Raw genomic sequence first — 25,819 nt, 5'->3', positions numbered from 1 at the left:
GCGGTGATCTCCGTGTTCGACCACGCGGACCATCGCCCCGGCGGGGTGATGTCGGCCTGTCGAGAACCGCGGGACGATGCCACGCTGATGCTTCCGCCGGCATTCGAAGAGACGCGAGGATCGCACATGACCGCTCACCCTTCCCTCCCCTCCTGGCGCGACACCCGCACACGCCGAGACATCGAGGCTTTCGTCGCCTCCGTGACATCGGGGCCAGACGCCGTTCCCGTCGAGGAGCGCATCGCGGTGTTCGACAACGACGGGACCCTGTGGTCGGAGAAGCCGATGATCACACAGCTGCACTTCGTCGTGGAGCAGTGGCGTGCGGCTGCGGAGCGGGCACCGGAGCTCGCCGAGAGGCAGCCGTATCTCGCAGCCGTGAGCGGCGACTTCGCGTGGCTGGGAGCGGCGATCGACAAGCACTACGGTGGTGACGACTCCGACCTCGGGATCATCATCCAGGCGCTGGTCGGGCTCACGGATGGGATGAGCGTGGAGGAATACGCGGCGTCGGTGGCGGAGTTCTACCGCACCGCGCAGCATCCGACGTTGCAGCGCCCCTACGCCGAGACCGTGTTTCAGCCGATGGTCGAGTTGCTCAGGTTTCTGGAGCACCACGGCTTCACCTGCTACATCGTCTCGGGAGGTGAGCGTGACTTCATGCGTCCGATGACGCAGGCCAACTACGGGATCCCCCCGGAGCGCGTGGTCGGGTCGGCCTTCGGTCTCGCGTGGGACGATGCCGAGGCGACCGTGCGGTACTCGTCCTCCTTGGCCTTCTTCGACGACGGCCCCGAGAAGCCGATCCGCATCTGGACCCGCATCGGCCGGCGCCCCCTGTTCGTGGGGGGCAACTCCAACGGTGACACGGCGATGATGGACTTCACACGCCGAGGACCCCGGCCGGGTTTCGCACTCCTCGTCCACCACGACGACCCGTCACGCGGCGACATCCCCTACGACGCGGGCGCCGAGAAGGCCCTCGCGGATGCTGCGGACAAGGGCTACACCGTCGTGAGCGTCAGAGACGACTGGGAGCAGGTGTTTCCCGACTCCGCGCGCGCCTGAGATGTCGGGGAGAACGCCCGTCGGAGACTCACCGTCGGGCGTTCTCCGCGTCGGCCGGGTCCGTTTCCTCCGGCTCTTCGACCAGTGGCTCTTCCCTCGGGGAAACGATCGCTGCGCCCGGGGGTCGCCTGAGCAGCTCGACCACGATGGCGAAGACGAGCAGTCCGACGGTCACCCCGAACACCGCGCCGAACGAGACCGGTCTCGACGCCATGAGGATGAGGAGCGCGAGCACCAATCCGACCAGAAGGATCGGACCGTGGAAGCGATCGACCGCGAGGCCGAATCGTCCGGTCGACAGGCCTCGTCGTTCCCAGGTGCTCCGGACCGCCGTGAAGCCGCTCTCCAGGATTCCGCGTGTCACCACGGCGCTGCGGCTCGATCCGGCCAGCCACGCCCACGCGGCGACGAGCACTCCGACCAGGGCCAGTGCCACGATCGTCGAGCTCAGCAGCGACGTGACTTCGTCGAACAGCGACTGCGCGGCCGCCGCCGTCATGATCGACGGGCTCACGGCGCCGATGAAGAACGTTCTTCCGATGCCCATCCCCGCCGACAGGAGCAGGAACGCGACGGCGAATCCCGCGCTGGTCCAGAAGAGAGCACGCGCGCGGTTCCTCGCGAGGAGGATGCCGACGACGACGAGACCGAGAACGACCCATGGCAGCCAGAATCCGGCGGCCACCGCGATCTGATAGATCGTGCGCACCAGGACGAGGGCATCCGCCTGGGCGATGGGAACCGATCGGTCGATCTCCGGGATGAGGTCGGCGAACCCGACACCGCGCTCCGTCAGCACCGCCTTGACGCGGTCGACGACCTGACCCAGGTCGATCGAGAGAACCCCGTCGTCTGCGAGCTGCAGGGCGGTGTCAGGGCTGTTCTGCAGGATCGCGACGGCACGTTCATGAGTGATGCGCAGCGTCTGCGCCCAGATGTCGGCGAACTGGTCCGATGCCACGACGTCATGGATGACACCGTCGACGAGGGAGGTCAGCCCACTGGCCGCTGGAGCCTCCAGCAACGACAGGGCGGAGGAGGCACGGGGCGGAAGGTCGAGTTCACGGATCCCGTCGAACACCTCGCCGACGATCGCATCGAAGTCCACCTGCTCGTGGATCGCCGAGCTGACCTGATCCGCGACGAAGTCCTGCACGTCAGGGTCTTCGGCCAGAGGTGCGAACGTCGCGACGAACTGATCGGCATCGACGAGCTGCAGGCGCGCCCAGGTCCCCATCGCGGCGATCGGTGCCATCAGCACCGCAAGAGCCAGCACGATTCCCGCGACGATGCTTCTGGCCACCGGACGCCGACGGGGCTTCTTGAGTGTCTCGTTCTCCTGTTCGAGAAGAAGGACACGCGCTCGCAGATCGTCCAGTTCGCTCATTCGTCCTTCTCGTTTCGGCCATCCCGCAGACGACGAATCATCGGTGTGTTCAGCTCAGGAGCTTCTGCTTCGCCGCGGCGAACTCAGCCTCGGAGAGGACGCCGGAGTCCTTGAGGGACGCGAGCTGCTGCAGTTTCGCGATCAGGTCGTCCCCCTGTGCGGGCGCGGCCGGAGGCGGAGACGAGTACTGCGATGCGGCGTTCTGAGCCGCGGCGTCGATCTGCGCCTGCTGCTGCGCGGCTTCATACTGCTGCTGCTCGTACTCTCCCTGGGCACGCTCCTGCTGATGCCGCGACATGGCGCCGCCGACAGCCGATGCGGTCCCGGCCACCACTGCCGTCCGGGCGGCGAGGCCGATCAGTCCGGGGCGACCGAATCTTCTCAAGGGCATGTCATTCACCTTCCTGATCGAGGATGTCCATCATGGCGTTCACCACGGGCGCCGGAACACGCTCGGTGCGCAGCACCTGTCCGCCCGCCGCGGCGAGATTCTGTGCGAGCGTGCGAGCGAACGCGAGTTCCAGGACGACCAGGGCAGCCGACTGTCCCGGGGCGAGCGCGCCCGCCAACGACTCGACGTCCTCTTCGCCCGCAAGACCCGCCGCGATCGGCTCGAAGTCGCCGAGGTCCAGGACTCCGTCGTCGTCGTCGAGCTCGACGATCTCGACCTTCCCGGTCTCCGACTTCGCGAGCACGACGAAGTCCAACAGGCGCACGATCCCGCTGTCGACGAGGTCGGTCAACGCGCGGAATGTCGCGGGGTCCGGGCGGGTTCCTTCGAACCCGACGAGATAGAACTCGGCGGGACCGAAACGGAAGTCATTCATGGATGGTCCTCTCTCACGGGGCACACGGCCACGACTGTGCACCATGGTCGCATCGCCGCGCCCGGCGCGGGCCGCTCTCTCACCCCGAGCGGATGAGACCCTCACCCCCGCCGGTCGTGCGGGGTCGCCCGATCAGGGTGAGCGACTCCCCCGCGCGACGATGCGTCCTGTCACGATCGCCGTACGCAGTCACTCGACGAAAGAGGTGCGACATGTCCATCTGGGACAGTTTCTGGGACATCATCTGGTGGTTCTTCTGGGTATTCGTGTTCGTCTCCTACCTGATGGTGCTCTTCAACATCGTCGCCGACCTGTTCCGCGACCACACGCTCAACGGCTGGTGGAAGGCCGTGTGGATCATCTTCCTCATCTTCGTCCCCTTCCTCACGGCGCTCGTCTACCTGATCGCGCGCGGCAGAGGCATGGGCGAGCGGAGTGTCTCCGCCTACAGGGACCAGCAGCAGGCAGCCGACTCCTACATCCGCAGCGTCGCCGGCTCCAGCCCGAGCGACGAGATCGACAAGGCATCGAAGCTGCTCGCCGCGGGGACCATCACCCCCGACGAGTTCGCGGCCATCAAGACCCGCGCTCTGAGCTGAGGCCGTGGTCGAGGTGGTCGATGTGACGACTCTGCAGGCGCTCGGCGACGTCGAGTTCGTCGCCGTGCACCTCGAGGGCGACCGCCTCGGCCCGAACGTCCTCGAGGCCCTGCTGCGACAGGTGGAGGCCGGCGCCATCCGCCTCCTCGACTTCCTGATGATCGAGCGGCTCGGCCTCGAGGAACACCGGATCGTCGAGGTCGACCGTGACGAGTTCGCACTCGCCGGCCTCGCCCTCGAGACTCCCGGTCTCATCGGCGAGGACGACGCTCGTCACTTCGCGGCGACGGTTCCCCTCGGCGCACTCGCGGCGCTCATCCTGGTGGAGCCGATCTGGCTCGAGCGGTTCGCCCGTGACGTCGACCACCGAGAGGACCGCATCCTCGCGACCCAGCCGATACCGGCGTCGATCGCGAACACGATCCTCTCGTCGGCACTGCACCAGGTGTGAGGCTTCCTGCGGGGCCGCCGTCGACGTCAGACGGTGGTCCGCACGGCCTCACGTCGCGACGACACCCCGAGTTTGCGGTAGATCGCTCGCTGGTGGGTCTTCACGGTGTTGATCGACACCGCCAGCTCCCGCGCAATCTCCTGCAGCGTACGCGCCGTCTGGAGCTGCTGGAACACATCACGCTCGCGTTCCGAGAGCGCGTCCACGAGCGACCCGGCCGTATCCGTGGCGAGACACCTGCCGATGAAGTCCTCGAACTGCGTGCCGAAATGCACATGCTCTCCCAACAGCTTGCGCACCGCTGTCTCGCGCGGGCCGAAGGGAAGGCGGATGTTCTCCCCCGCCGCGACGGCGACGGCAGCCTCGCACAGTTCGTGCGCCTCCTCATGGTGCCCGCCATGACGGCGCAGGAGAGCTGCCGTGATGAGCGTCGCCGACTTCACGTACGACACCTCGCTGAATGCCCGCAGGGATCGCAGCATCTCCAACGCCGCCGAGTACTCGCCGGACCGGCGGAACACCCCTGACAGTGCGACGTTGACGACGGGGAGGTCGGGGCAATGGACATATCTGCGCGCGATCCGCATCGCCCGGTCCTGCCGGCCGACCGCCTCTTCGAGCAGGGCGACCGATGATTCGCGGAACGCCGGCCAGGAGATGCCGTGCACGACCTCCAGCGGGATGTCCTGGATGCCGATCGCCGCGCGACGGCAGGCGGCGACGTCTCCGGTCTCCGCCGCTGCGTAGGCGATCATCATGCGTGCCACGCTCGTGAACGAGCGATCGGAGCTGCCGTTGGCGATCACCGTCCCGAACTCGCGGATGGCGTCGACGAGCTCCCCCGACCAGTAGGAGACGAATCCCGCGGCCGCCGCGGCGCTGCCGCCGGCGTAGGTGCTCCAGGGCAGACCGACGTCCTCCTCCTCGTGCACACGGATGAGCGACTGCCGGGCCTCGGTGAGGCGACCCGCCCACGTCTGCCCGAAGGCGAGGTGCCCCGATGCCCGTTTCGCGAGTTCCCGATCCCCGGAGCCCCGTGCCTCCCTGGCCGCCGCGGAGAAGTACTCGAGCGGGATCAGGGGATTGCCGCGATGCCGGATCTCAGTCCATCCCAGCAGGTAGTTGAGCGCGGCGCGGTCGCTCAGCTCCGTCGAATCGTCATCGAGCAGCATCTGCCGCACCTTGGCGCTCGCGCTCGCGACCTCCGCGCGCTCGTCGGCGATGAAGAGTCGGGCGATCTGGAGGACAGCAGGCTCATCGGGGTCGGCCGATCGCGCGATCGATGCCTCCGCACGCCGGAACAACTCGCGCGCCACGCGATGGTCACCGAGCACATCGCTCGCGCAGGCGCGCACGAGCAGCACCTGGGCGTCGTCGGGCGTGCGTCGCAGCATCTCGGTCGCGGTGCGCTCGACCTCGTCCGCCCTCGCCCCGACCACGAGCCCGAGCCAGTGCCGAAGAAGGGTCGAGCGCGCAGCGAGGAAGTCGAACGCCTGGAGCGAATGCGCGATCGACGCCGTCGGATCCGTCGGTTCCAGGGCGGCGGCGGCGCGCCTGTGGCATTCTTTCGCGCGCGCTGCATCCTGGCCCAGGATCTCGGCGCATCGTCGTGCAAAGGCGGCATGCCATCGATAGACGATGCCGTGAGGCCCCTCGAACCGGTCGAGGAACAGACCGAGTCGCACGCAGGTCTCGAGCAGCGTGACGGTGTCGGGGCGCCCGGTGACAGCGGCGGCGAGTTCGGGGGTGAGTTCTCCGCAGACGCTCGCCTCGAGCACGAAGTCCGCGACGTCGGGAGGAAGGCTCCCGAGCACATGCTCCCTCACGTAGCTGCCCAGGAAACTCGAGGCGCTCTGCGCCTGCGCGTCGGGTCTCGCTCCGCCGATCATCATCAGTCTGACGGCGATCGGCCACCCCTGAGTCTCGTCGAGGATCGTCTCGGGTTCGAGGTGGGCCGCGTCCCCCTCGAGCAGCAGTCGAACCTCCTCTCCCGTGAAGCTGAGGGTGTCGACGCCGACGAAGGCCTCCGGGTGCATCAGCCGATGACGGGAGAGCGTCAGCTCGAGCAGGGTCGTCCCCACCAGGACGACGTGCAGACTCTCCGGCGTCTGCTCGGCGAGCATGCCGAGAAGTCCCCTGCGCCATTCCTCGCCCGCGCGCTGCGCATCGTCGACGATCAGGTGCATACGCTCGTCCGAATTTCCCAACGCCCGGCAGATCTCCTGGTACGCCCGGTCCGGATCGTCCAGATCACGGTCGAGATCGAGAGGACGGCCGGAACGCTCGGCGCCGGTGAGCAGCGCGTTCACGACCCCCTGAGTCAACCGGGACGGGTCGGAGTCGAACGTGTGGAGTCCGAGCCACGCGACCCGATCGACACCCGAGGCCCAATCGGCGACCGCGGTCGTCTTCCCGAATCCGCTCGGGGCGCTGATCACCGTCAACTGCGCGTTCACGACGGCCGCCCCTATCGCTGCGCTCACCCGATCACGACGGATCGCGCCGGGCTGGGGAGCCGGTGGCCGGAATCGCACCGTGGGTCCCGGCCTCGTCGAGCGTACGGGGTGCGACATGGCACCAAAGCTAGTGGCGTGCCGGATACCCCTCAAGGGCATCCTCCGGGTGATCTTTAGTCGCCGGTCTTCGCTCCCTCGTCTCGTTTGAGGGCATCAGCGGTGCGGATGAAGAGGATGATCCAGGTGAACACGACGGTCCCGGCCACCAGTTCCACGGCAGTGAGCGTGTAGTAGCCGACGGCGAAGAACACCGCCAGAACCACGATCAGGAGGGTGAAGACGTACCCCAGCAGCAGGAAGGTCCGCGAGACTCCGGGCACCCACCAGCGCATCGCGACGACGAGCACGGCGAACGCGACGACCATTCCCGACGCCACCGCGGTGTGAAGCGCGAAGTGCTCATCGACGGGGAACACGCCGACCATGCCGAGGAAGAGCCCGACGATGATGAGGCAGGTCCGCACCGAGGTCACTCCGCGCGGGTGCGGGGTGGGGATGCCCCTCGTCGCGTAGCGGGCGAGCGTGGTCACGAGGATCCCGGCGACGATCAGAGTGAGGTTGAACGCCCGCGCCGAGAGGTCGTCGGTCATGCCGAGCGCGCTGAGGTTCTCCTGCCACCATTGCGGGTCGCTCGCCGTCAGCATGCTCGCCAGGATCCCGAGGACCAGGAACACCGCGAGGACCGTCGCCAGCAGCTGCAGGTCCAGATGGGTCGCGGAGTAGTAGGTCACGTACGCGGTGAGCCCGCTCGCGGCGCCGGCGAGCATCAGGACGGGCACGGGGTAAACGACGGCTCCGATCAGACCCGCTTCGATGATCGTCGCGGCGAGCGTCCACCCGAGCAGGGCGATGATGGCGTGCGCGAAGGCGAAGGCCGCGATGTCGATGATGTCGAGCACCCCGAGCCGCCTGTGCCTCTCGGGATCGGCGGCGATGACGCGACCCAGCACGAAGACGACGACCGCCGTGACCGCGGATGCCAGTGCCGCGAACTGCCCGAGCGAATCGGGGCCGGAGATGGGCGCCGACCGCAGGCGGAACACCACGAGGGCCACGAGCGCTGCGACGACGAAGGCGAAGATCGAGATCTGGAGACCGATGGCCTCCCGCGCTCGTTCACGGGTCGCGCCGTGCGAGCGGGCTGCTGTGAGGAGATCCGGCGATGGGGGCGTCGTCGACATGCCCTCAGTCTCCGGTGCTGCGGAAGCGCGGACGAACATCGTTCATCCTCAACGGGCGATACCGACCAGCCGTGCTCCGCGCTCACCCCCTCCGGATGAGAGGGATCCTCCGCGGCGAGCGCGCGCGCCGCATCCTGGTCGGATGATGCGCTGGAGCCCCCGATCGAGTGGTCGGCGAACGTGACGCTGGACGCTCTGTTCCCCGATGGGCTCTCGCCGTGGCAGATCGTGCTGGCGGTGCTGTCCATCCTCATCGGTTGGCTGCTCTCCCGCTTCGCCCGGAAAGGCGTGCTCAAGCTGACGACACGGACGCCGGGCATCTCCGACTCGGTCGCGCAGTTGGCGGCACGCTTCACCCAATACGCCCTGCTCCTGGTGGGCATCGGCGTCGGGCTGGCCTTCCTCGGGGCGAACGTGCAGCCGCTCCTGGCCATGACGGCCATCGCCGTGGTCGTCCTGATCCTCGTGCTCCGCGGCGTCGCCGACAATTTCGCGGCCGGGGTGCTCATCCAATCCCGCCAGTCCGTGAAGATCGGGGAGGAGATCGAGATCGACGGCCCCGACGGGCCGATCCGCGGCGTCGTCCAGGAGCTCAACGGACGCGCGGTGCTCCTGGCGACGGTCGACGGCAGGACGGTGCACGTACCGAACGCCACGCTCCTCACCGGGGTTCTGGTGAACGACTCCCGTCACGGCGCGCGTCGCAGCGCGGTGGACATCCGGGTCGCGAGAGAAGAGGGGATCGCCGTGGATGATGTCATCGCGATCATCTCCCGTGCCGCCGGCGAGGTCGAGGGCGTTCATGCCCGCGAGCATCCCGGCGTGTCGTTCGCCTCGGTCTCTCCGACACGATGGATGCTCATCCTTCGGATCTGGCACCACCCGCTGCACGGATCGGCCGTGGTGTCGGCGACGGTCCGCGGTGTGGCCGAGGCGCTGGAATCCGCCGGGGTGAGAGCGGTCGTCACCCCCCGGCAAGGCCCGGCACCGCTGGTCGCACCGGAGCCGTTCTGAGCTCGTCGACTACGCTGTCCGCGTGACCACCTCGCCTGCGCCGGAGCGCGCCCCCGACCGGATGCTCTCCCCCAGTCTGCGGGTGCTGCTCATGCTCGCGGCCAGCGCGGTGGCTCTGGCCGGCGTCTACTTCGCCCGTGACCTCTTCGGGCCCATCGCGCTGGCGATCGTGATCGTGGTCATCTGCGAGCCCCTCCGTCGCCCTCTCGATCGACGCGGTTGGCCGCAGTGGGCGAGCACGACCGCGGTCATCGCAGTCGCGTATCTGATTCTCCTGATCATGGGAGCACTGCTCTGGCTCGCAGGTACGCAGTTCGCCCGTCTGATCGGCGACCTGGTGTCGGAAGGCGGTCTGGCCACGACCGTCGACGACCTCGTGGCGTGGCTGCAGTCCCTCGGCCTGGACGAGGAGGCCTCGGACGCCGCAGCGTCGGTCCTCGACCCCACCACGCTGCTCGGGCTCGCACGGAGCATCGGGGGAACCGTGGTCAGCGTCGCGACGGCCCTGTTCTTCGTGTGCGCCTACATCATCTTCATGGCGGTGGATGCCGCTCGCTACCGCCAGGCGCCCGCGATCTTCGGCGCGACCAAGGGCGCGGTGATCGCGCGGATCTCGCGTCTCAACACCGGCGTCCGCCGTTACTACATCGTCAACGCGAGCTTCGGCGCGATCGTCGCGATCATCGACGGTCTCGCACTGTGGTGGATGGGCGTTCCGGCTCCGGTCGTCTGGGCGATCCTGGCGTTCGTGACGAACTTCATCCCGAACATCGGCTTCGTCCTCGGCCTCGTCCCTCCGGCGATCCTGGCGTTCGTCGTCGGCGGCTGGCCGCTGCTGCTCGGAGTGGTCGCGGTCTACTGCATCGTCAACGTGGTCCTCCAGGTGCTCGTCCAGCCGAAGTTCGTCAGCGATGCCGTCGATCTCAGTCTGACGCTCAGCTTCTTCTCAGTGATCTTCTGGACCTTCATCATCGGTCCCCTCGGGGCGATCCTGTCGATCCCGCTCACCCTGCTGGCACGGACGCTCGTCTTCGAGGGCGATCCCGACGCGACCTGGCTGCGCTGGCTCTCCGGAGACCGCATCGCGGTTCCCGCGGCGCCGGAGCCGGAGCCGGAGCCGGTCGAGACTGCGCGACGACGTCGCCGACGTCACGCGCCTCGTCGCCGCTGACGGCTCCGCACCTGCCTCTTCCCGCCACGCTGCGCCCGCACGACCTCGCTGAGCCCGCACTCTCCCCGTAAATCACCAGGGGTGAGGTTGCCGTCGAGACGTGGTCCCGAGAACGCTCCCGGTGGGATCGTGGACGCGGGAGCGCTCGACGGGGGCGCCGGCGGATGGAGGCGATGTGCAACGTCCACTCGCGGGATTGACCAGGCGCAACTTCGTCACGGAGCTCACAGCCGGGGTCACCCTGCTCGCCATCGCGATCCCGTTGAACATCGGTTACGCCCAGATCGCCGGCCTTCCGCCCACCGCCGGCCTCTACGCCCTGATCGTTCCCACGATCGTGTATGCGCTGATCGTCTCCTCCCGACAGCTGGTCGCGTCACCGGACGCGGCAGCCGCCGCGCTCGTCGCGTCCTCGATCGGCGGCCTCGCCGCCGCCGGCAGCGCCGACTACGCCACTCTCGCGCTGGCCCAGGCGATCATCTGCGGCGTCATGTTCGTGCTCCTCGCGATCTTCAAACTGGGCTTCCTCGCGAACTTCCTCTCCAAACCGATCCTCGTGGGTTTCGTCGGCGGGCTGGCGCTCGACATCATGCTCAGCCAGGTGGCGAAGATGCTCGGCGTCAAGATCGACTCCGGCAAGGACTTCATCGGGAAACTGGTCGACCTCGTCGGAGGGTTCACCACGGTCAACGGCTGGGCCGTCCTGATCTCCGTGTGCGCGGTCGCCGTGCTGCTGCTGGGACGCAGATTTCTCCGCGCCGTCCCTTGGGCACTGATCGTCCTGGTGGCGACCACGCTCGTCGTCGTCGTGACCGGACTCGATCAGCAAGGCGTCGACGTCCTCGGCGAGGTTCCGGCAGGACCGCCCGTGCTCACGTGGCCGATGATCGACTGGTCGCTCTGGCTCATGCTGGTTCCCTCCGCGATCGCCTTGACTCTGGTCACGACGGCCGAGGGCCTGCTGGTGTCGCGGTCATACTCTGAGAAACACGGCTACCCGTTCCACGCGAACCGGGATCTCCTCGCATTCGGTGCGTCGAACATCGTCGCCGGCGCGCAGGGCAGCTTCGCCGTCGGCTCGTCGACCTCCCGCACTGCGGCGATGGATCAAGCGGGTTCGCGTACGCAGTTCCCCGCGTTGATCCTCGCCGCGGGCACCCTGCTGCTGCTCCTGTTCGGCACGGCACTCCTGGCCGATATCCCGTCGCCGGCCATCGGCGCGATCGTCGGAGTCGCGATCATCCCGCTGCTCGGCATCCGCGACTTCATCGACCTGTGGCGCAAGGACCGGTTCGAGTTCCTCATCGGCGCGACCTGCTTCCTCGTCACGCTTCTGATCGGCTCGATCCCGGGCATCCTGGTGGCGTTCGTGCTCGCGCTCATCAACATCGCCAAACGCGCGTCGAATCCCGCGATCGACGTGCTCGAATCCAGCGGAGACCCCGGCGAGTCGCTGCTCGAGGACGCTCCGGCCGGAAACGTCACGGCACCGGGAGTGATCGTCATCCGGCTGGCCGCTCCGCTGTTCTTCGCCAACGGTGCCGTGTTCTCGAGCGCCGTGAAAGACGCCATCTCGTCTGCTGGCCACGGCCGTGTCCAACACCTCGTCGTCGATATGGAAGCCGTCACCGATGTGGACGTGACCGGCGCGGAATCGTTCGTCGCCCTCAAGCACTGGCTCGCCGGCCAGTCGGTCTCCCTCGCCTTCAGTCGAGTGCGGCCGAACACACTGCACCGCCTGACCGAGCTCGGACTCCTCGAGGCGGAAGACGTCTACGCCACCAACCGCGAAGCGATCACGAATCTGGCTCCGTCGACGACGGGGTCGACTCCAGAGAAAGGTCACTGATGGGAACCGTCATCGGAGAGATCCTCCCCCTCGCGCTCGGGGTCGCGATCAGCCCGATCCCGATCATCGCGGCGATCCTCATGCTGCTCTCGCCCAAGGCGCGCATCACCAGTGTCGGCTTCCTCCTCGGGTGGGTGATCGGGATCGTCGTCGCCGTCACCGTGTTCACTCTCCTGTCGTCGATCCTGCCGGCGGACGACCCCGATGCCTCACGGCCGGTCCGTGGTGTGGTGCAGCTCGTCCTGGGGCTGCTGCTCTTCCTCCTCGCCTTCGGGCAATGGCGCAAGCGCCCCAAGCCCGGCGAGGACGCGGCGCTGCCGAAGTGGATGAAGGCCATCGACACGGTCACCTTCCCCGTGGCGTTCGGCCTCGGATTCCTCCTGTCCGCCGTGAACCCCAAGAACCTGATCATGGCCGCCGGCGCGGGCACCGACATCGGGGGCGCGGCCCTTCCGGTCGGGTCCGCCGTCGTGGTCGTCGTCATCTACACGCTCATCGCCTCATCGACGGTGCTGATCCCGGTCGTCGGCTACCTCGTCGCAGCCGAGCGTCTCCGTGCGCCCTTGGACGCCCTGCGCGGGTGGCTGGCGGCGGAGAACGCCGTCATCATGGCCGTCCTGCTCCTGGTGATCGGCGTGTCGATGATCGGCAAGGGAATCGGCAGTTTCTAGAACCGGGATCGGCCGGGGCACCCGGCCCGCAGAAGGGACACGCACGTGGGAGAACTGATACTCGCGCTCGTCCCGGTCGCTCTCGGTGTGGTCCTGAGCCCCCTCGCGATCATGGCGCTCGTCGCCGTTCTCCTCTCGCGCGATGCGCGGATGAACGGCATCACGTACCTGATCGGGTGGTTCCTCGGTCTGGGCGGGCTCATGACCCTGTGCCTCTGGCTGTTCCCCCTGCTCGCGGTGCACGAGCTCGGTGAGCCTCCGCTGTGGGTCCCGATCGTGCGCGTCCTCCTCGGCTTGTTCCTGATCGGGTCCGCCGTCTGGGTGTACCGAAAGGGTCGCGCACACATCGCACAGATGGCCGCGGCGTCATCACCGCGCGAAGTCGTCGCCGCATCACCCCAGCTCCCGGGCTGGCTGCATTCCGTGGAGTCCTTTCGGCCCGGGCGGACTCTGCTTCTCGGACTCGGGCTCTTCGTGCTCAATCCGGTCGATGCCTCGTGCGCTATCCTCGCCGCGCTCGACATCTCGTTGTCGGACGTCGACCGGAGCACCGGTCTGTGGGTCGCTGTCGTCTTCGTCATCATCGGGACGCTCCCCATCGCGCTGCCCGTGCTGTACGTGGTGGTCCGCGGTGCCGACGCCCAGCCGCTCCTCGATCGCGTGCGGACGTGGATAGCCGGGAACACGCACGTCCTGAACGCCGCGCTGCTCCTGGTCATCGGTGCCCTTCAGCTCGAGAAGGGGATCTCCGCCTTGCTCTGACCGACGCACCGGTTCGACGCGATCGCGGCCTCACGCGCTCAGTCGATACCTTGCACGCTCAGTCGATACCGAGAGCGAGCGCGGCCGCCGTCACTCCCTCGCGGTCGGAGACGCCGAGCTTCCGATAGATGTTCCGGACGTGGGTCTTCACGGTGTTCGGCGAGATGAACTCCTGCTGGGCGATCTCTCGCAGCGTCGCATTGCGGCTCAACGCGGAGAGCACGATGCGCTCGCGTCGCGTGAGTTCTTCGTCGATCAGCATGCCCGCAGCGGCGAGGCGCTCGCGGACGCAGTCGGCGAAACGTCCACGGGAACCCGGGGTGGCGCGTGCGGCGAGCAGACGCGCCACCACCGGCCCCGCGTCGGCGAAACGCCGGACCAGCTCCTCCGGCTCCGCCAGCGCGAGCGCGAAGGCGAGAGACACCTGCGCCTGGTCCGGGTGCCCGGACTGCACGTCGAGGCATGCCGCGACCAGCCACGCGTCGACCATCGATGCCGGCAGAAGACACTGCGAGCTTCCCTCCAGGACGGGAGCGAGCGCCTGACGGGCACGCGCGAAGTCCTGGTCGTGCAGTGCCGCGATCGCCCTGAGCAGGAAGACGTCGCCGGTCGAGCCGATCGCCCGCTCGATCTCGACGATGAAGCGGTCACGGAGCGAGCGCTCCCCGAGTCGATCGAACGCCCGCACGGCGGATGCGCTCATCATCGCGTACCAGTGCACCGGAAGCGGCATGTCGGCGCGCGGCGCCAGGTTGTCGAGCAGAGCGGTGGCCGCGGCATGCGCGTCGATCGCGGAGTCGACTCCCAGAAGCGTGATCATTCCGCGGAGACCCCGTGCGATCGAGGGTTCGGCGCCCGATTCGATGATGCCGGCGGCGACCTTCAGCGTCTCGTCGACGTCGCCGACGAGCATCCGCTCGAAGGGAACCCAATAGCGCCACACTCTGGTGACCTCGTAGAACGAGTCGTCCGGTGTGCCGAGCTCGGCCCAGCGCTGATCGAGGCGCGCACCCGAGCGGAGCACCTCGCCCATGCGACCGCGGAAGAACTCAGCGGTGTTCAGGATGGCTGCCGCCTGCAACTCCGCCGCTGCAGCGCCGGAGGCGATTGCGCGGTCACACGCCAACCGCGCGAATCGACCTGCCCGGTCGAGGTCTCCGACATAGAGCTCCGCCATGGCGGCCTGCACGAACACATAGGTGTCCAGTTGCGACTCCCCGGTCACCTCATCGAGCGCGAGCTCCAGCCGGTCGAGAGTTTCGGTGAGGCTTCCGCGCCGGACGGCGATATGCAGTTCCAGCCCCTTCCGCCACTGACGAACGGCCGCAGACCCCTCATCCCCCGGCCATGGCGGCGAGGAGTCCAGCAGGGCAGCTGCCGTGGAAGCGTCTCCTCGCGCGAGTCGCGCCGATGCGATCAACAGCTGCACGGAAGGTTCGGCCAGCACGGAATGCGGAAGCCCCGCTGTCGCGGAGATCACCTCGCAGGCATGCCCCATGAGAACGAGCTGCATCCCGCACTGTCGCAGGATCAGGGACATCGACTGCGCGTCGTGACTGCGCGTCGCGTGAGTGAGCGCGAGCCTGTGCTCCTGCTCTGCGGCGAACCACTCCGCCGTCACCTTCTCGAGGGCCTCGACCGCCGCATCTCCGCGCTCCTTCAACCGGGCGTAGAGGAACTCCCGCAGCAGGGGGTGATAGTGATACCACCCCGGCTCGTCGCGGTTGCGACTGATGAGAACGTTGAGGCGGATGAGTTGCTCGATCAGACCCGCGGCCGGCGCTCCACCGATGAGCCGCGAGGCCAGTCGGGGAGTGAACGAATCGGGTACCGAGGTGAGCACGAGGAAGTCGCTGAGCTCGTGGTCGAGGTCGGCGAAGACCTCCTCGGCGAAGTAGTCGGTCACCGTGGGAGAATCGCCGCGCAGCGGGAGCACGGTCGCGAACGAATCGTGGAGCGCGGCGAGTTCGAGGAGACGCAGCCCGGTCGCCCATCCTTCGGTCCTGCGCAGCACGGACGTGATCTCCCCCTGTGAGAGGCTCACGTCCCGCGCACGGAAGAACAACCGCACCTCCGCCGGCGTGAAGGCGAGATCTTTCGCATCGAGTTCGAGGGCGATCCCGGCGATGCGTCGGCGGGCGAGCGGAATCCTGCGGGTTCCCCGTCCGGAGAGGACGACGTGCCCGTTGCCGGGAACGGCGTTCACGAAAGAAGTCAGCATCTCGGCGAGCCGATCGTCCTCGACGAGGTGGACGTCGTCGATGATGACGACGATGCGCCGCCCCGCGCCGCGGAGGGAGCGCGCCAGCGCGCGTGCGGTCTCCACCGACCAGCTGCCGGCGACCCGCGCCAGGCTCTCGCGGAGCCGTTCGTCATCGACGTCTGCCAGTGCGCTCCGCAACGGTTCGAGATCCATGTCGCCACGCTGCAGAGCCCACCACACCACCGCGGTGTCACCATGGGCGTCCAATGCGTGAGCCCAGTGGACGAGCAGCCGCGTCTTGCCGGAACCGGCGGGCGCGGAGAGCACGGTCAACGTCCAGGGCTCATCCATCGCGGCGGTGAGTCGCGCCAGCAGTCGCGGCCGCGCGATATCCCCCGCGGTAGCCGAAACGACGAAAGCCCGCGACGATTGCGGATCCTGTCCATCTGATGCCATCGGAACCCCCCGTAACATGTTAGACGATACTCGACCCTCTCCCACTCGAAGTATCCCACCCCAGAGAACACGGGCTCAAGGAACTTTCGTCTAGCGTGGAATCACGCGGAGGAACGACGCCGAACCCTCGCGAGCAGCGAGACGATCGAGGGCACCACGGCTCCGAAGAAGAGAGCGAGTCCGACCCCGAGCAGCGTTTCCACGGCGCGCTCGACGAACCGCTCCGCCGGGGGCTCCGGGGACGTCGACATGATGAGCGTGAGAGCGAGGAACGTGGTGAATCCGGGCACGACGTACCAACGGCTCTCCTGAATCGCGCACGTCGACCCGATGACGAGTCCCACCACGATCCCCATGACGACGTCAGCGGGGTCGAGCACCGCCACGACCGCCGCCGCCAGAGCGCCGATCAGAACGGAGCCCGCACGCCCGATGCTGCGCGCGATGAGCTGCCCCCGCACGGGTCTCATCACCAGGAGCACCGCACCGGTCGCCCAACCGACGTGCTCGAGGTCCCACAGGAAGCCGAGCGCCGCCGCCGTCGCCGCACCCGCGCCGAGAAGGATTCCGTAGACCAGCATGGCGCGACCGCGCGGCACCGGCGGCGGCGGATGGGGCTCTTCGTCGCGTTCCGGCCAGAGCAGCATGAGGATCCACGCATAGATCGAACCGGCCACGATGCACGCCGCGAAACCGAGGGTGACCGGCGACCAGGTGAAGCTCAGCCCGATACCGGTCATCGGCAGCGCCAGGACCAGCAGGAGCTGACCCCCGCGTCCGCGCGTCGCGTTGACGCTCGCCAGGACCGCGAGCACGAACACCCCGACGACGGCGATGACGGGCGAAGCCGCCAGCACGGACCCGAGCAGCAGCGCCATGGCGCTGAGCGCCCCGACGACCGGGATGATCGCTCGACTGCGCCGTCGCGGCGGCATGCCGAAAGCCGCCGCGGGCACGACCCCGATCCCGAAGGCGACCGCCAGCGACAGATCGAACGGGGCGACCACGATGGCGGGCACGGCGAAGAGCATGCCGAGGCCGAACCGAGACCACCGCCAACTCAGCCCTGCGCGGTCGTCCATCCTGTCCACCTCGGCCCCGCAACCGCCCGCTCGTCGCTCGACACGACCGCCCCCTCTCGTGGGGCTGCCCGCCGCTCCCACTTGTGGAGCCAGCCTAGGGAGGAGGTCGTCGGTGCGTCAGGGCGCGTCGTCCACTTCACCCTGGTGAAGGCTGGGCATCCCCGCATCGATCGCCGATTCGGCTGCGGTGATGCCGTCTCGCAACGTCCCGTGGACGCGCCCCGCCGATTCGAGGCCTGCGAACCACGGTGTGCGCTCCGCCACGACCTTGGCTGATGCCGGCACCGCAGCCAGGTGCAGCACGACCCCGAGCTGCGAGAGCTCGCGGTCGAGGTCTTCGAGCGCGTCGAGCACGGTGATCGTCATCACTTCCTGCTGCGTCAGCCCGAGCACGAGCGCGCGGACCGGAGCCCCCTGGGCCGCCACGGTCTCGAGGAGCATCCGCTCGTTCGCCAGGGCGTTCGCAGTGTAGAGACCGCGGTCCAGGCGGATGCCCAGCACCCCTCCGTCACCACCCACGATCGTCGCCTTCGGGATGTTGACCTCGCGCAGCACCAGGATCAGCGTCACGACGACGCCGACGGCCACGGCGGGGAGCAGCCCCGCGGTGAGACCGAGCACGGCGACGGACGACGCGATCCAGAAGTCGACGCGACTGATGCGTGCCCAGCGCACGAGTTCCGGGATGTTGATGAGCCCCGCCACGGCGACAAACACCATCGCGGCCAACGTCGCCTCCGGCAGCAGACTGAGCACCGGGCCGAGGAAGAGGGCGACGAGGACGGCGAGGACCACCGTGACGAGGGTCGCCACCTGCGAGCGCGCCCCCGCGCTCTGATTGACCGCGCTCTGCGAGAACCCTCCGGCCGCCGGCATCGTTCCGAAGAATGCCCCGACCGTGTTCGCCGCGCCTGTCGCGAACAGCTCCTGGTCGCTGTCGATCTGAGGCTCGGTGGCGACGCGGAGGCTTCGGGCGACGGCTGCGGACTCGAGGAAGGCCATCACGGCGATCGCGAGCGCGCCCGGAAACAGCACCACCGTCTGTCCGAAGTCCGGGATTCCTGGAACGGGCAGGCCGCTGGGCACCGGAGCGATCAGGTCGACGCCGAGCCGATCGATTCCGGCCAGCCCGACCAGGAGGATCCCTCCGACCACGACGACCAGCGTGCCCGGAACCTTCGGAGCGAAGCGCTTGAGCACGAGGATCACCGCGATGGAGCCCGCGGAGAGGGCGATCGTGGGCCCGTTCGCACTTCCGAAGGCCTGCGCCACCGCGCCGAGCGATGCGAGGAATCCATGACCGGAGAAGTCGTCGCTCTCTCCCAGCAGCTTCGGCAGCTGTCCGACCGCGACCGTCGCACCGACACCGATCTTCAGGCCGAGGACCGTGGCGCCACTGATGTTCTCCACGAGCGAGCCGAGCCGGCAGAGCCGGGCGATCAGCAGGATCGCGCCGACCAGCAGGGTCAGCATCATCAACGAACCCATCGCGTCCTCAGCCCCGGCCGCCACGCCCGCCGTGACCAGGGTCGTCGCCGTCAGCGTGGCGATGGTCGACGTCGTCGAGACGCTCATCGCCCTGCTCCCCCCGAGGAACGCGTACACGAGCATCGGCAGGATGCAGGTGTAGAGGCCCACCTGCACGGGCAGGTTCGCGATCGTCGCATAGGCCATCGCCTGCGGAATCACGACGGCACCGGCCGAGAGCCCCGCGATCACGTCGCGAAGGATCCAGGAGCGTCGGTAGCCCACGACGGTGCTGAACAGCCACGGGGGTCGTCTCGTCACGGTCATCGGCCTCTCCGTCGTCGGGTCGTCAGAAGCGTACTGCGGCGGATGCCGCGAGGAACACGGGGAAGAGAGTCCCACGCGCGGCTCACCCTGGTGAACTCCCGCCGCGGACAGTGCCGCCGGCCCTGCGCACCGGTAACGTCCGACGAGCCGCCGACTTCGCGCGGAACGTCTTTTGAAGGAGTAGTCATGAGTTTTTGGGGATCGTTCTGGGACATCATCTGGTGGTTCCTGCTGGCGTTCGTCTTCATCTCCTACCTGTTCGCCCTGTTCGCCATCGTCGCCGACCTGTTCCGTGACCGGAAGCTCAACGGCTGGTGGAAGGCGGTGTGGATCATCTTCCTGATCTTCGTTCCGTTCCTCACGGTGCTCGTGTACCTGATCGCACGGGGATCGGGCATGGCAGAGCGGAGCAATGCGGAGGCAGCGAGCGCCCGCAGCGCGGCAGATGCCTATATCCAGCAGGTCGCCGGCACGAGCCCGAGTGAGGAGATCGCGAAGGCGAAGGCATTGCTGGACTCCGGGACCATCACGGCCGAGGAGTACAACACGATCAAGGCCAAGGTCCTCCGTTAGGACCGACACGGGGCGTGTCCGCGCACTGCGGGCACGCCCTGTTCTCCGTCATTCAAGTTGTGCACAATCGAATCGCATGCAATGATTTATCCATGCCGGTGACCGATGAGATGGTGTGCTTCTCCCTCTACTCCGCGGCTCGCGCCACCACGCAGGCATATCGGGCACTGCTCGCGCCGTGGGGACTGACGTACCCGCAATACCTGGTGCTCGCCGCGCTCTGGCTCGACGGTGAACAGACGATCGGCTCGCTCGGCGAGGTGATGCGCCTGGATTCCGGCACGCTCTCCCCGCTCGTCCGGCGACTCGAGCAGGCAGGACTCGTGGCGCGATCGCGCAGTCGCGAGGATGAGCGCGTCGTGACCGTGACGCTCACTGAAAAGGGGCGCGGGCTTCGCTCCGAGGTCGCGCCGATCCATTCCAGGATCACCGCGATCTCGGGACTCCACGACGACGACCATCGCAGAGCTCTCATCGCCGAGTTGCACGACATCACCGATCGCCTCCAGCAGGCGACCATCGACCTCGGCAGCGCCCGCCCGGGCGACGCCCGCTGACCTCACCCCCGACAGAACGGAGCCGCCATGCGCGCACTCATCCACCCCACGTTCGGCGAGCCGAAGGAAGTCCTCCGCGTCGAGGACCGGCCCGTTCCGGAGCCCGGCGAGGGACAGGTCCGCCTGCGAGTGGTCCTCTCCCCCATCCACAATCACGATCTCTGGACGGTGCGCGGCACTTACGGCTTCACTCCCGAACTCCCTGCGGCGTCGGGCACAGAGGCGTTGGGCGTGGTGGATGCGCTCGGCGCCGGCGTCGAGAACCTCGCCGTCGGCCAGCGCGTCGCCACTGGAGGGACCTTCGGCGCATGGGCCGAGTACATCGTGACGAACGCCGCGGGGCTCATCCCCATCCCGGACGGGCTTCCCGACGAGACGGCCGCCCAGCTCGTGTCGATGCCGTTCAGCGCGATCACCCTGCTCGATTTCCTCGCGGTGAAGGAGGGCGACTGGATCGTCCAGAACGCTGCGAACGGCGCCGTGGGGCGCATGCTCGCGCAGCTCGCCTCCGCACGTGGTGTGAACGTCGTCGGCCTCGTGCGTCGAACGGCGGGCATCACGGAACTCCATGAGCAGGGCATCGACCGGATCGTCGCCACCGATCAGGCCGATTGGAAGGCACAGGTGGAAGCCCTCACCGGCGGTGCCCCCGTCGTCGCCGGTGTCGACTCGGTCGGCGGCGCTTCTGCGGGCCAGGTGCTCTCGTTGCTCGCCGAGGGAGCAACCCTGGTCGCCTTCGGCGCGATGGACTCGCCCATCATGGAGATCGCATCCTCCGATGTGATCTTCAAGCAGGCCACGGTGAAGGGTTTCTGGGGCAGCAAGGTGATCCCCCGCCTGGACGCGGACACGCGAACCGCTCTGTTCGGCGAGCTCTTCCAGCGTCTCGCCGACGGCAGCCTCACCCTTCCCGTCGCCGGCATCTTCGACGCTGCCGACATCAGCGCGGCCGTGCAGGCGAGCGATACCGCAGGGCGCGTCGGCAAGGTGCTCCTCCGCTTCTGAGCGCGTGCGCCTCCGAGGAGCTTTCCGATGTCGGTACCCCAAGGCAGAGTGTGCGCATGAACATCACACTCACTCAGCCTGAAGGGCTCGTCGCGAGTCCGGCATTCAGCCACGTGGCGGTCGTTCCGCCTGGAGCGACGACGATCTACATCGGCGGCCAGAACGGCGTCGACACCACGGGGGCCGTCGTCTCCTCCGATGCCGGCGAGCAGTCGCTGCGCGCGGTGGAGAACGCCAGGATCGCTCTCGAGTCGGTCGGTGCCGGACTCGACGACGTGATCAGCTGGACCGTGCTGATCCATCAGGAAGCGGATCTGCGCGCAGCCTATGGAGCGGTCGCCTCGAGGCTCGCCAGGGAAGGCGCCCCGCCCCTCGTCACGGCTGCGCTGGTGGCAGGGCTCGGGGTGCCCGGTGCGCTGATCGAGGTGAGCGCCGTCGCCGCCGTCGTCCGGGACTGATCGAACCCCGCGCTTGTGGGGGCGTGCGGGACGGAGGTCAGATCCTGCCACGCACCGGAGTGCGCTCCGCATCGTCGGCGCCGTCCGGCATGGTCATCTCCGCGCGCACGCCCAGCAGGCGAACCTCACGCTCGGGATCGAGCGTCGCGCCGAGTGCTGCCGCGGCCGCGACGAATTCCTCGCGATCCGTGGTCGGCCCCGGAAGCCTGCGACCGATCGTCCTGGTCTCGAACGGGGCGTACCGCACCTTGAGGTGCACACGCACGACGGCTCGCCCTTCGACGGCGCAGTCCTGGAAGGCCTGGGCGGCGAGTTCTCTGATCGCCGTCTCGACCTGATCCGGTGTCGTCAGGTTCTGCTGGTAGGTCATCTCGCGACTGTGGCTGCGAGCGACCCACGGCGTGTCGTCGACGGTACGCGGACCGATTCCGGATCCCAAGCCGTGATACCAGACGCCCATCCGCGGTCCGAACTCCGCAACCAGAGCCTGCTCGTCCGCATCGGCCAGCTCGCGCACGGTCAGGATGCCGTGAGCGGCCAGTCTCCTCTGCACCTTCGGCCCGACACCCCACAGCTCGCGCGTCGGCCTGTCTCCCATGATCTCGAACCAGTTGTCCGCTGTGAGGCGGAATATGCCGCGGGGCTTGCCGAATCCGGTCGCGATCTTCGCCCGCACCTTGTTGTCGCCGATCCCCACCGAGCAGTGCAGCTCGGTCGCATCGAGCACCGCGGCCTGCGCGGACCTCGCCATCGTCTCCGGATCGTCCGTGGTCACGCCGAGAAAGCACTCGTCCCACCCCACGATCTCGAGCACCACATCCGGCAGCGCCCGGAGCGCGGCCATCACCTCACCGGAGGCCAGAGCATAGGCCTCGTGGTCGACGGGGAGGAAGACCGCGTCATCGGGTGCCTTGCGCGCGGCGATCTTCAGAGGCATGCCCGAACCGATGCCGAAGGCGCGCGCCTCATACGAGGCGGTCGACACGACGGCGCGCTCGGAGGGGTCTCCCCGACCACCGACGATCACCGGGAGGCCGGCGAGCTCAGGCCTCCGCAACACCTCGACCGCGGCGATGAACTGATCCATGTCCACGTGCAGCACCCAGTCGGCCATGCAACGAGTGTGGTCGCTGACGGCGCGGATGTCACCCCTCGAGCATCAGCTGATCGCGACGCCGATCGCCGTGGCGGCCACCGCGAGGAGCGGCAGAGCACCCTGCATCGTGGCCGCGCGCACCTTGGTGCGGTCGGACAGCACGAGCACCAGCGCGGCGGCGAGCATCATCGCGGTACCGGCGAAGACGAGTGTGAGCCCCACCGTCTCTGCTCCCACGATCACGAGACCGATGCCGAGCAGGGTCGTCAGCGCGAGGAAGAGGTTGTAGAACCCCTGGTTGAAGGCCAACTGCTTCATGGTGACCGCATCGGCCTCGCTGGCGACGCCGAAGATCTTCCGCGTCTCGGGATCGGTCCACCTGAGCGACTCGAGCGCGAAGATGAAGACGTGGAACGCAGCGGCGGCTGCGGCGAGGACGAGACCGACGATGAGCATGGGCTGATTCTCCCGTTCCGAAGGGTCGGGAGCAAGCTGACCGCGACCGGGGCTACACGAGGAAGATCGGCAGCAGTCCCGGATTGTGTGCGTGCACCAGCACGGCGAACACCACGGCGTCGAACAGCAGATGCACCGTGACGACATAGGCGAGCGAATGCGTGCGGAGGAAGATGTACCCCTGCAGCAGGGCGAACGGGATGGTCAGCAGCGGTCCCCACTCCCGGTAGCCGAGCTCCCAGAGGAACGAGACGAAGACGATCGCTTGGAGCAGGTTCGCGACCAGGTCCGGGAAGTGGCGTCGCAGCAGCACGAACACCGTGCAGATGAAGAACAGCTCGTCCCAGATACCGACGGCGCCGACGCCGACGAAGAGCCTCGCGATGAGGTCGGGGGTGTCGACCACCGGCCAGTTCTGGTAGACCCCGCTGGTGATGAAGTAGAAGGGCAGGATGAGCCAGCCGAGCACCAGCACGGCCACCAGCCAGCCCCATTGCAGCCGACCCCAGCGTCTACGTGTTCGCCACGGGAAGCTGATCGCGCGGTCGCGGTAGACGAACCGCGAGATGACGTACGGCACGGCGACCGCCCCGCCGAGTGCAAGAGTGAAGCGCAACATCGCGAGGTTGTCGAGCTCCGCAGCCAACGGGATGATGCTCACGATCAGAAGACCGATCGCGATCAGGGAGAGATCCCTCGCGAGAGACGGCGGCCTGTGCACTCCGATCATCCTCGCGGTCTCCAACCGAGACCCCACGCGCACGACCTCGTCCTCGGCGCGGCGGCCGCGCTCGATCAGNCCCGCCACAGCGATGCCCGCCGCGAGCAGCGTCCAGCCGATCCAGGGGATCTCCAGCACGAAGAATGCCGGAGCCGCGGCGCACACGAGCAGCGCCGGCACGAAGCCCAGCCGCTGCATCGTGTCACGCCGCACGTCGGTCACGCGCGCGTCCTGCGCCGATACACGAGGTCGCGGATGTCCCGTCCCTTGGCGATGCCCTTGCGCTCGAATGCGGTCATCACCCGGCCGTCGAAGCGGTCAGCCCACTCCCCGTCGAATGCACGCTCGAACAGCGGCTCGGCATCGAGCACCTCGCGCATCTGCAGCGCGTAGTCCTCCCAGTCCGTCGCGAGTCGCAGCAGTCCGCCGTCACGCAATGCTCTCGCCGCGGTGTCGCCGAAACCGGGGCGCACCAGACGCCGTTTGGTGTGCTTCTTCTTGTGCCACGGGTCGGGGAAGAAGATCCACACCTCCCGTGCCGCAGCCTCGGGGAGGAATGAGGAGAGCACCTCCGGCGCGTTCGCCTCGACCACGCGCAGGTTGCGGGCACCCTCGCGATCGGCGTCGAGCATCGTCCGCGCGAGTCCAGCGCGGAACACCTCGACGGCGAGGAAGTCGTCGTCCGGGCGCGACGACGCCGCGGCCACGATCGCATGCCCCTGCCCGGAGCCGATCTCCACGTAGAGATCGGCCGAGCGTCCGTACTCGGTCGCGGGGTCGAGACGGGCCTCGGGGTGCACGGACGTCCAGGCGACGTCTCGCGGCACGTCGAGCAGGTAGTGCGGGCCGAGCTCGGAGAACGCGCGCTCCTGGGCGTCGGACATCCGACCGCTGCGGCGCACGAACGACACCGGTTCGTCTCGGAAGGTACGGGGTTCGGGCATGAATCCAGGGTAGCCGTCGGCGTCGCGGCGTCCGGCGCCTCGGATACCTCCCGCGAGAGCCGCGCTCAGTGCGTCGGCGCCGTCACGAAGTCGATGAGTTCCTCCACACGGCCCAGCAGGGCGGGTTCCAGATCCCGATAGGTCGTCACCTTCGAGAGGATGTGCTGCCAGGCGCGCGCGGTGTCGGCCTGCGTCTCGTGCGGCCACCCGAGGGCACGGCAGATACCGACCTTCCACTCGATGCCGCGCGGGATCTCCGGCCACTTCGCGATGCCGAGGGCTCGCGGCGTGACGCACTGCCAGACGTCGACGAAGGGGTGACCGACGATGCGGAGATGGCGACCGTGCGGGCCCCGGGCGACCGCATCCGCGATCCGCGACTCCTTGGAGCCCGGGACGAGATGGTCGACGAGAACTCCGTAGCGTCGCGTCGCGCTGGGTGGTTCGGCTGCCAGCAGATCGTCGAGCAGATCCACTCCCTGCAGGAACTCGACGACCACGCCTTCGACCCGCAGATCTGCACCCCACACCTTCTCGACGAGCTCGGCATCGTGCTTGCCCTCGACGAGGATGCGGCTGGGCAGCGCGACGCGGGCGCGCTGATCGGCGACCACGAAGGACCCGGACGCCGTCCGACGCGGGCCCTGGGGCTTCGCCGCGGGGACGACCAGACGGACCGGTGCGCCGTCGATCAGGAATCCTCCGCCGAGGGGGAACAGGCGTCGACGTCCGCCCCGGTCCTCCAGCTCGACGTTCCCACCCTGCACGCGGGTCACGGCACCGCAGAAACCGTCGTCGGCGACCTCCACGACGAGATCCGTCTCCGCCGCGACCTGCGGCACCTGCTTCGCGCCGCGGTCGCGCCAGCCGGCGGCCAGCACATCCGAACCGTACATGTCGTCCATGCCTCCCAGCGTATGTGTCTGCGCTGAGGGCGAACGGAGAAGCACCATCGAGTGCTGTCGCGTGTCGGATCCA

25 protein-coding genes are annotated in these 25,819 nt (G+C 68.1%); 12 read left to right on the top strand and 13 right to left on the bottom strand.

The features are described from left to right. Positions 1-126 precede the first annotated feature (126 nt). Positions 127-1,068, top strand: coding sequence for an HAD family hydrolase (locus GZ64_RS0110420; protein ID WP_029266400.1), 942 nt, complete (start codon positions 127-129; stop codon positions 1,066-1,068). 28 nt (positions 1,069-1,096) lie between these two features. On the opposite strand, the gene GZ64_RS0110415 is transcribed toward GZ64_RS0110420, so the two are convergent. Genes GZ64_RS0110415 through GZ64_RS0110405 form a run of 3 tightly spaced genes read right to left on the bottom strand, consistent with a single transcriptional unit; the run spans position 1,097 to position 3,282 of the window. Then, entirely contained in the window at positions 1,097-2,455 is a 1,359-nt protein-coding gene (locus tag GZ64_RS0110415; protein WP_029266398.1) for a hypothetical protein, read from the bottom strand. A 49-nt stretch (positions 2,456-2,504) separates the two neighbouring features. Further along, the gene (locus GZ64_RS0110410) at positions 2,505-2,846 is read right to left on the bottom strand and encodes an SHOCT domain-containing protein (RefSeq protein WP_029258446.1); all 342 of its coding nucleotides are present in this window, start codon (positions 2,844-2,846) and stop codon (positions 2,505-2,507) included. Between the two features lies 1 nt (position 2,847). Further along, on the bottom strand, positions 2,848-3,282 hold the full coding sequence (locus GZ64_RS0110405; RefSeq protein ID WP_021198022.1) for a DUF6325 family protein: 435 nt from the start codon (positions 3,280-3,282) through the stop codon (positions 2,848-2,850). 212 nt (positions 3,283-3,494) lie between these two features. Here GZ64_RS0110405 and GZ64_RS0110400 point away from each other — a divergent pair, with 212 nt between their 5' ends. Then, positions 3,495-3,881, top strand: a complete 387-nt coding sequence (locus tag GZ64_RS0110400; RefSeq protein ID WP_029258448.1) for an SHOCT domain-containing protein — start codon at positions 3,495-3,497, stop codon at positions 3,879-3,881. 22 nt (positions 3,882-3,903) lie between these two features. Beyond that, positions 3,904-4,332 (top strand): DUF6325 family protein, encoded by a 429-nt coding sequence (locus tag GZ64_RS0110395; protein ID WP_136023755.1) that lies wholly within the window; start codon positions 3,904-3,906, stop codon positions 4,330-4,332. A 26-nt stretch (positions 4,333-4,358) separates the two neighbouring features. On the opposite strand, the gene GZ64_RS0110390 is transcribed toward GZ64_RS0110395, so the two are convergent. Together GZ64_RS0110390 and GZ64_RS0110385 are read right to left on the bottom strand one after the other, a co-directional pair. After that, positions 4,359-6,905 (bottom strand): LuxR C-terminal-related transcriptional regulator, encoded by a 2,547-nt coding sequence (locus GZ64_RS0110390; RefSeq protein ID WP_136025490.1) that lies wholly within the window; start codon positions 6,903-6,905, stop codon positions 4,359-4,361. Positions 6,906-6,961: 56 nt separating this feature from the next. After that, positions 6,962-8,029, bottom strand: coding sequence for a DUF998 domain-containing protein (locus tag GZ64_RS0110385; protein WP_081859735.1), 1,068 nt, complete (start codon positions 8,027-8,029; stop codon positions 6,962-6,964). Positions 8,030-8,209: 180 nt separating this feature from the next. On the opposite strand from GZ64_RS0110385, the gene GZ64_RS0110380 reads away from it, so the two are divergent. The 5 genes from GZ64_RS0110380 (at position 8,210) to GZ64_RS0110360 (ending at position 13,496) form a co-directional block, all read left to right on the top strand. After that, entirely contained in the window at positions 8,210-9,043 is an 834-nt protein-coding gene (locus GZ64_RS0110380) for a mechanosensitive ion channel family protein (protein WP_029258452.1), read from the top strand. Positions 9,044-9,065: 22 nt separating this feature from the next. Further along, entirely contained in the window at positions 9,066-10,214 is a 1,149-nt protein-coding gene (locus tag GZ64_RS0110375; RefSeq protein WP_231479868.1) for an AI-2E family transporter, read from the top strand. Between the two features lie 196 nt (positions 10,215-10,410). Further along, positions 10,411-12,063 (top strand): SulP family inorganic anion transporter, encoded by a 1,653-nt coding sequence (locus GZ64_RS0110370; RefSeq protein ID WP_231479867.1) that lies wholly within the window; start codon positions 10,411-10,413, stop codon positions 12,061-12,063. Continuing rightward, on the top strand, positions 12,063-12,734 hold the full coding sequence (locus GZ64_RS0110365) for a GAP family protein (protein ID WP_029266392.1): 672 nt from the start codon (positions 12,063-12,065) through the stop codon (positions 12,732-12,734). Before GZ64_RS0110370 ends, GZ64_RS0110365 begins: the two co-directional genes overlap by 1 nt. Positions 12,735-12,779: 45 nt before the next feature. Then, entirely contained in the window at positions 12,780-13,496 is a 717-nt protein-coding gene (locus GZ64_RS0110360) for a GAP family protein (protein WP_029266390.1), read from the top strand. Positions 13,497-13,554: 58 nt separating this feature from the next. Here the strand turns inward: GZ64_RS0110360 and GZ64_RS0110355 are convergent, their stop codons facing one another. The 3 genes from GZ64_RS0110355 to GZ64_RS19095 all read right to left on the bottom strand — a co-directional run bounded on the left by GZ64_RS0110355 (position 13,555) and on the right by GZ64_RS19095 (position 19,031). Further along, a complete protein-coding gene (locus GZ64_RS0110355; RefSeq protein ID WP_136023752.1) occupies positions 13,555-16,155 on the bottom strand; it encodes a LuxR C-terminal-related transcriptional regulator in 2,601 nt (866 codons plus the stop codon). A gap of 101 nt (positions 16,156-16,256) precedes the next feature. Then, positions 16,257-17,237, bottom strand: coding sequence for an FUSC family protein (locus tag GZ64_RS0110350; protein ID WP_051667958.1), 981 nt, complete (start codon positions 17,235-17,237; stop codon positions 16,257-16,259). A gap of 117 nt (positions 17,238-17,354) precedes the next feature. Beyond that, entirely contained in the window at positions 17,355-19,031 is a 1,677-nt protein-coding gene (locus GZ64_RS19095) for a SulP family inorganic anion transporter (protein ID WP_029258459.1), read from the bottom strand. Between the two features lie 186 nt (positions 19,032-19,217). On the opposite strand from GZ64_RS19095, the gene GZ64_RS0110340 reads away from it, so the two are divergent. From GZ64_RS0110340 to GZ64_RS0110325, 4 genes are all read left to right on the top strand, one after another. Further along, a complete protein-coding gene (locus GZ64_RS0110340; RefSeq protein ID WP_021198034.1) occupies positions 19,218-19,604 on the top strand; it encodes an SHOCT domain-containing protein in 387 nt (128 codons plus the stop codon). Positions 19,605-19,696: 92 nt separating this feature from the next. Further along, the gene (locus GZ64_RS0110335; protein ID WP_197020520.1) at positions 19,697-20,161 is read left to right on the top strand and encodes a MarR family winged helix-turn-helix transcriptional regulator; all 465 of its coding nucleotides are present in this window, start codon (positions 19,697-19,699) and stop codon (positions 20,159-20,161) included. Positions 20,162-20,188: 27 nt separating this feature from the next. Continuing rightward, positions 20,189-21,166 (top strand): zinc-binding dehydrogenase, encoded by a 978-nt coding sequence (locus GZ64_RS0110330; RefSeq protein WP_021198036.1) that lies wholly within the window; start codon positions 20,189-20,191, stop codon positions 21,164-21,166. A gap of 56 nt (positions 21,167-21,222) precedes the next feature. Beyond that, on the top strand, positions 21,223-21,624 hold the full coding sequence (locus GZ64_RS0110325) for a RidA family protein (RefSeq protein ID WP_029258462.1): 402 nt from the start codon (positions 21,223-21,225) through the stop codon (positions 21,622-21,624). A gap of 37 nt (positions 21,625-21,661) precedes the next feature. Here GZ64_RS0110325 and GZ64_RS0110320 read toward each other — a convergent pair whose 3' ends face one another. The 5 genes from GZ64_RS0110320 to GZ64_RS0110300 form a co-directional block, all read right to left on the bottom strand. Then, positions 21,662-22,738, bottom strand: a complete 1,077-nt coding sequence (locus tag GZ64_RS0110320; protein WP_029266380.1) for a DNA polymerase IV — start codon at positions 22,736-22,738, stop codon at positions 21,662-21,664. Between the two features lie 45 nt (positions 22,739-22,783). After that, positions 22,784-23,176: a DUF1304 domain-containing protein gene (locus GZ64_RS0110315; RefSeq protein WP_029266378.1), complete on the bottom strand. Its 393-nt coding sequence runs from the start codon at positions 23,174-23,176 to the stop codon at positions 22,784-22,786. A gap of 52 nt (positions 23,177-23,228) precedes the next feature. Next, positions 23,229-24,095, bottom strand: coding sequence for a CPBP family intramembrane glutamic endopeptidase (locus GZ64_RS0110310; protein WP_029266376.1), 867 nt, complete (start codon positions 24,093-24,095; stop codon positions 23,229-23,231). A 20-nt stretch (positions 24,096-24,115) separates the two neighbouring features. Next, positions 24,116-24,841, bottom strand: coding sequence for a tRNA (guanosine(46)-N7)-methyltransferase TrmB (gene trmB, locus GZ64_RS0110305; RefSeq protein ID WP_021198496.1), 726 nt, complete (start codon positions 24,839-24,841; stop codon positions 24,116-24,118). Between the two features lie 65 nt (positions 24,842-24,906). After that, entirely contained in the window at positions 24,907-25,746 is an 840-nt protein-coding gene (locus tag GZ64_RS0110300) for a DUF3097 domain-containing protein (protein ID WP_029266374.1), read from the bottom strand. Positions 25,747-25,819 lie beyond the last annotated feature (73 nt).

Source organism: Microbacterium sp. Cr-K32 (assembly GCF_000708345.1).
GTDB lineage: Bacteria > Actinomycetota > Actinomycetes > Actinomycetales > Microbacteriaceae > Microbacterium > Microbacterium maritypicum_A.
The sequence above is the reverse complement of the archived record's forward strand: the minus strand, read 5'-3'. Positions and strand labels throughout refer to the sequence as shown.

Excerpts from the sequence above, each read along its gene's own strand:
- GZ64_RS0110420 (WP_029266400.1), top strand. The coding sequence starts at position 127 with ATGACCGCTCACCCTTCCCTCCCCTCCTGGCGCGACACCCGCACACGC.
- GZ64_RS0110415 (WP_029266398.1), bottom strand. The coding sequence starts at position 2,455 with ATGAGCGAACTGGACGATCTGCGAGCGCGTGTCCTTCTTCTCGAACAG.
- GZ64_RS0110410 (WP_029258446.1), bottom strand. The coding sequence starts at position 2,846 with ATGCCCTTGAGAAGATTCGGTCGCCCCGGACTGATCGGCCTCGCCGCC.
- GZ64_RS0110405 (WP_021198022.1), bottom strand. The coding sequence starts at position 3,282 with ATGAATGACTTCCGTTTCGGTCCCGCCGAGTTCTATCTCGTCGGGTTC.
- GZ64_RS0110400 (WP_029258448.1), top strand. The coding sequence starts at position 3,495 with ATGTCCATCTGGGACAGTTTCTGGGACATCATCTGGTGGTTCTTCTGG.
- GZ64_RS0110390 (WP_136025490.1), bottom strand. The coding sequence starts at position 6,905 with ATGTCGCACCCCGTACGCTCGACGAGGCCGGGACCCACGGTGCGATTC.
- GZ64_RS0110385 (WP_081859735.1), bottom strand. The coding sequence starts at position 8,029 with ATGTCGACGACGCCCCCATCGCCGGATCTCCTCACAGCAGCCCGCTCG.
- GZ64_RS0110365 (WP_029266392.1), top strand. The coding sequence starts at position 12,063 with ATGGGAACCGTCATCGGAGAGATCCTCCCCCTCGCGCTCGGGGTCGCG.
- GZ64_RS0110355 (WP_136023752.1), bottom strand. The coding sequence starts at position 16,155 with ATGGCATCAGATGGACAGGATCCGCAATCGTCGCGGGCTTTCGTCGTT.
- GZ64_RS0110350 (WP_051667958.1), bottom strand. The coding sequence starts at position 17,237 with ATGGACGACCGCGCAGGGCTGAGTTGGCGGTGGTCTCGGTTCGGCCTC.
- GZ64_RS19095 (WP_029258459.1), bottom strand. The coding sequence starts at position 19,031 with ATGACCGTGACGAGACGACCCCCGTGGCTGTTCAGCACCGTCGTGGGC.
- GZ64_RS0110340 (WP_021198034.1), top strand. The coding sequence starts at position 19,218 with ATGAGTTTTTGGGGATCGTTCTGGGACATCATCTGGTGGTTCCTGCTG.
- GZ64_RS0110335 (WP_197020520.1), top strand. The coding sequence starts at position 19,697 with ATGCCGGTGACCGATGAGATGGTGTGCTTCTCCCTCTACTCCGCGGCT.
- GZ64_RS0110330 (WP_021198036.1), top strand. The coding sequence starts at position 20,189 with ATGCGCGCACTCATCCACCCCACGTTCGGCGAGCCGAAGGAAGTCCTC.
- GZ64_RS0110325 (WP_029258462.1), top strand. The coding sequence starts at position 21,223 with ATGAACATCACACTCACTCAGCCTGAAGGGCTCGTCGCGAGTCCGGCA.
- GZ64_RS0110320 (WP_029266380.1), bottom strand. The coding sequence starts at position 22,738 with ATGGCCGACTGGGTGCTGCACGTGGACATGGATCAGTTCATCGCCGCG.
- GZ64_RS0110315 (WP_029266378.1), bottom strand. The coding sequence starts at position 23,176 with ATGCTCATCGTCGGTCTCGTCCTCGCCGCAGCCGCCGCTGCGTTCCAC.
- trmB (WP_021198496.1), bottom strand. The coding sequence starts at position 24,841 with ATGCCCGAACCCCGTACCTTCCGAGACGAACCGGTGTCGTTCGTGCGC.
- GZ64_RS0110300 (WP_029266374.1), bottom strand. The coding sequence starts at position 25,746 with ATGGACGACATGTACGGTTCGGATGTGCTGGCCGCCGGCTGGCGCGAC.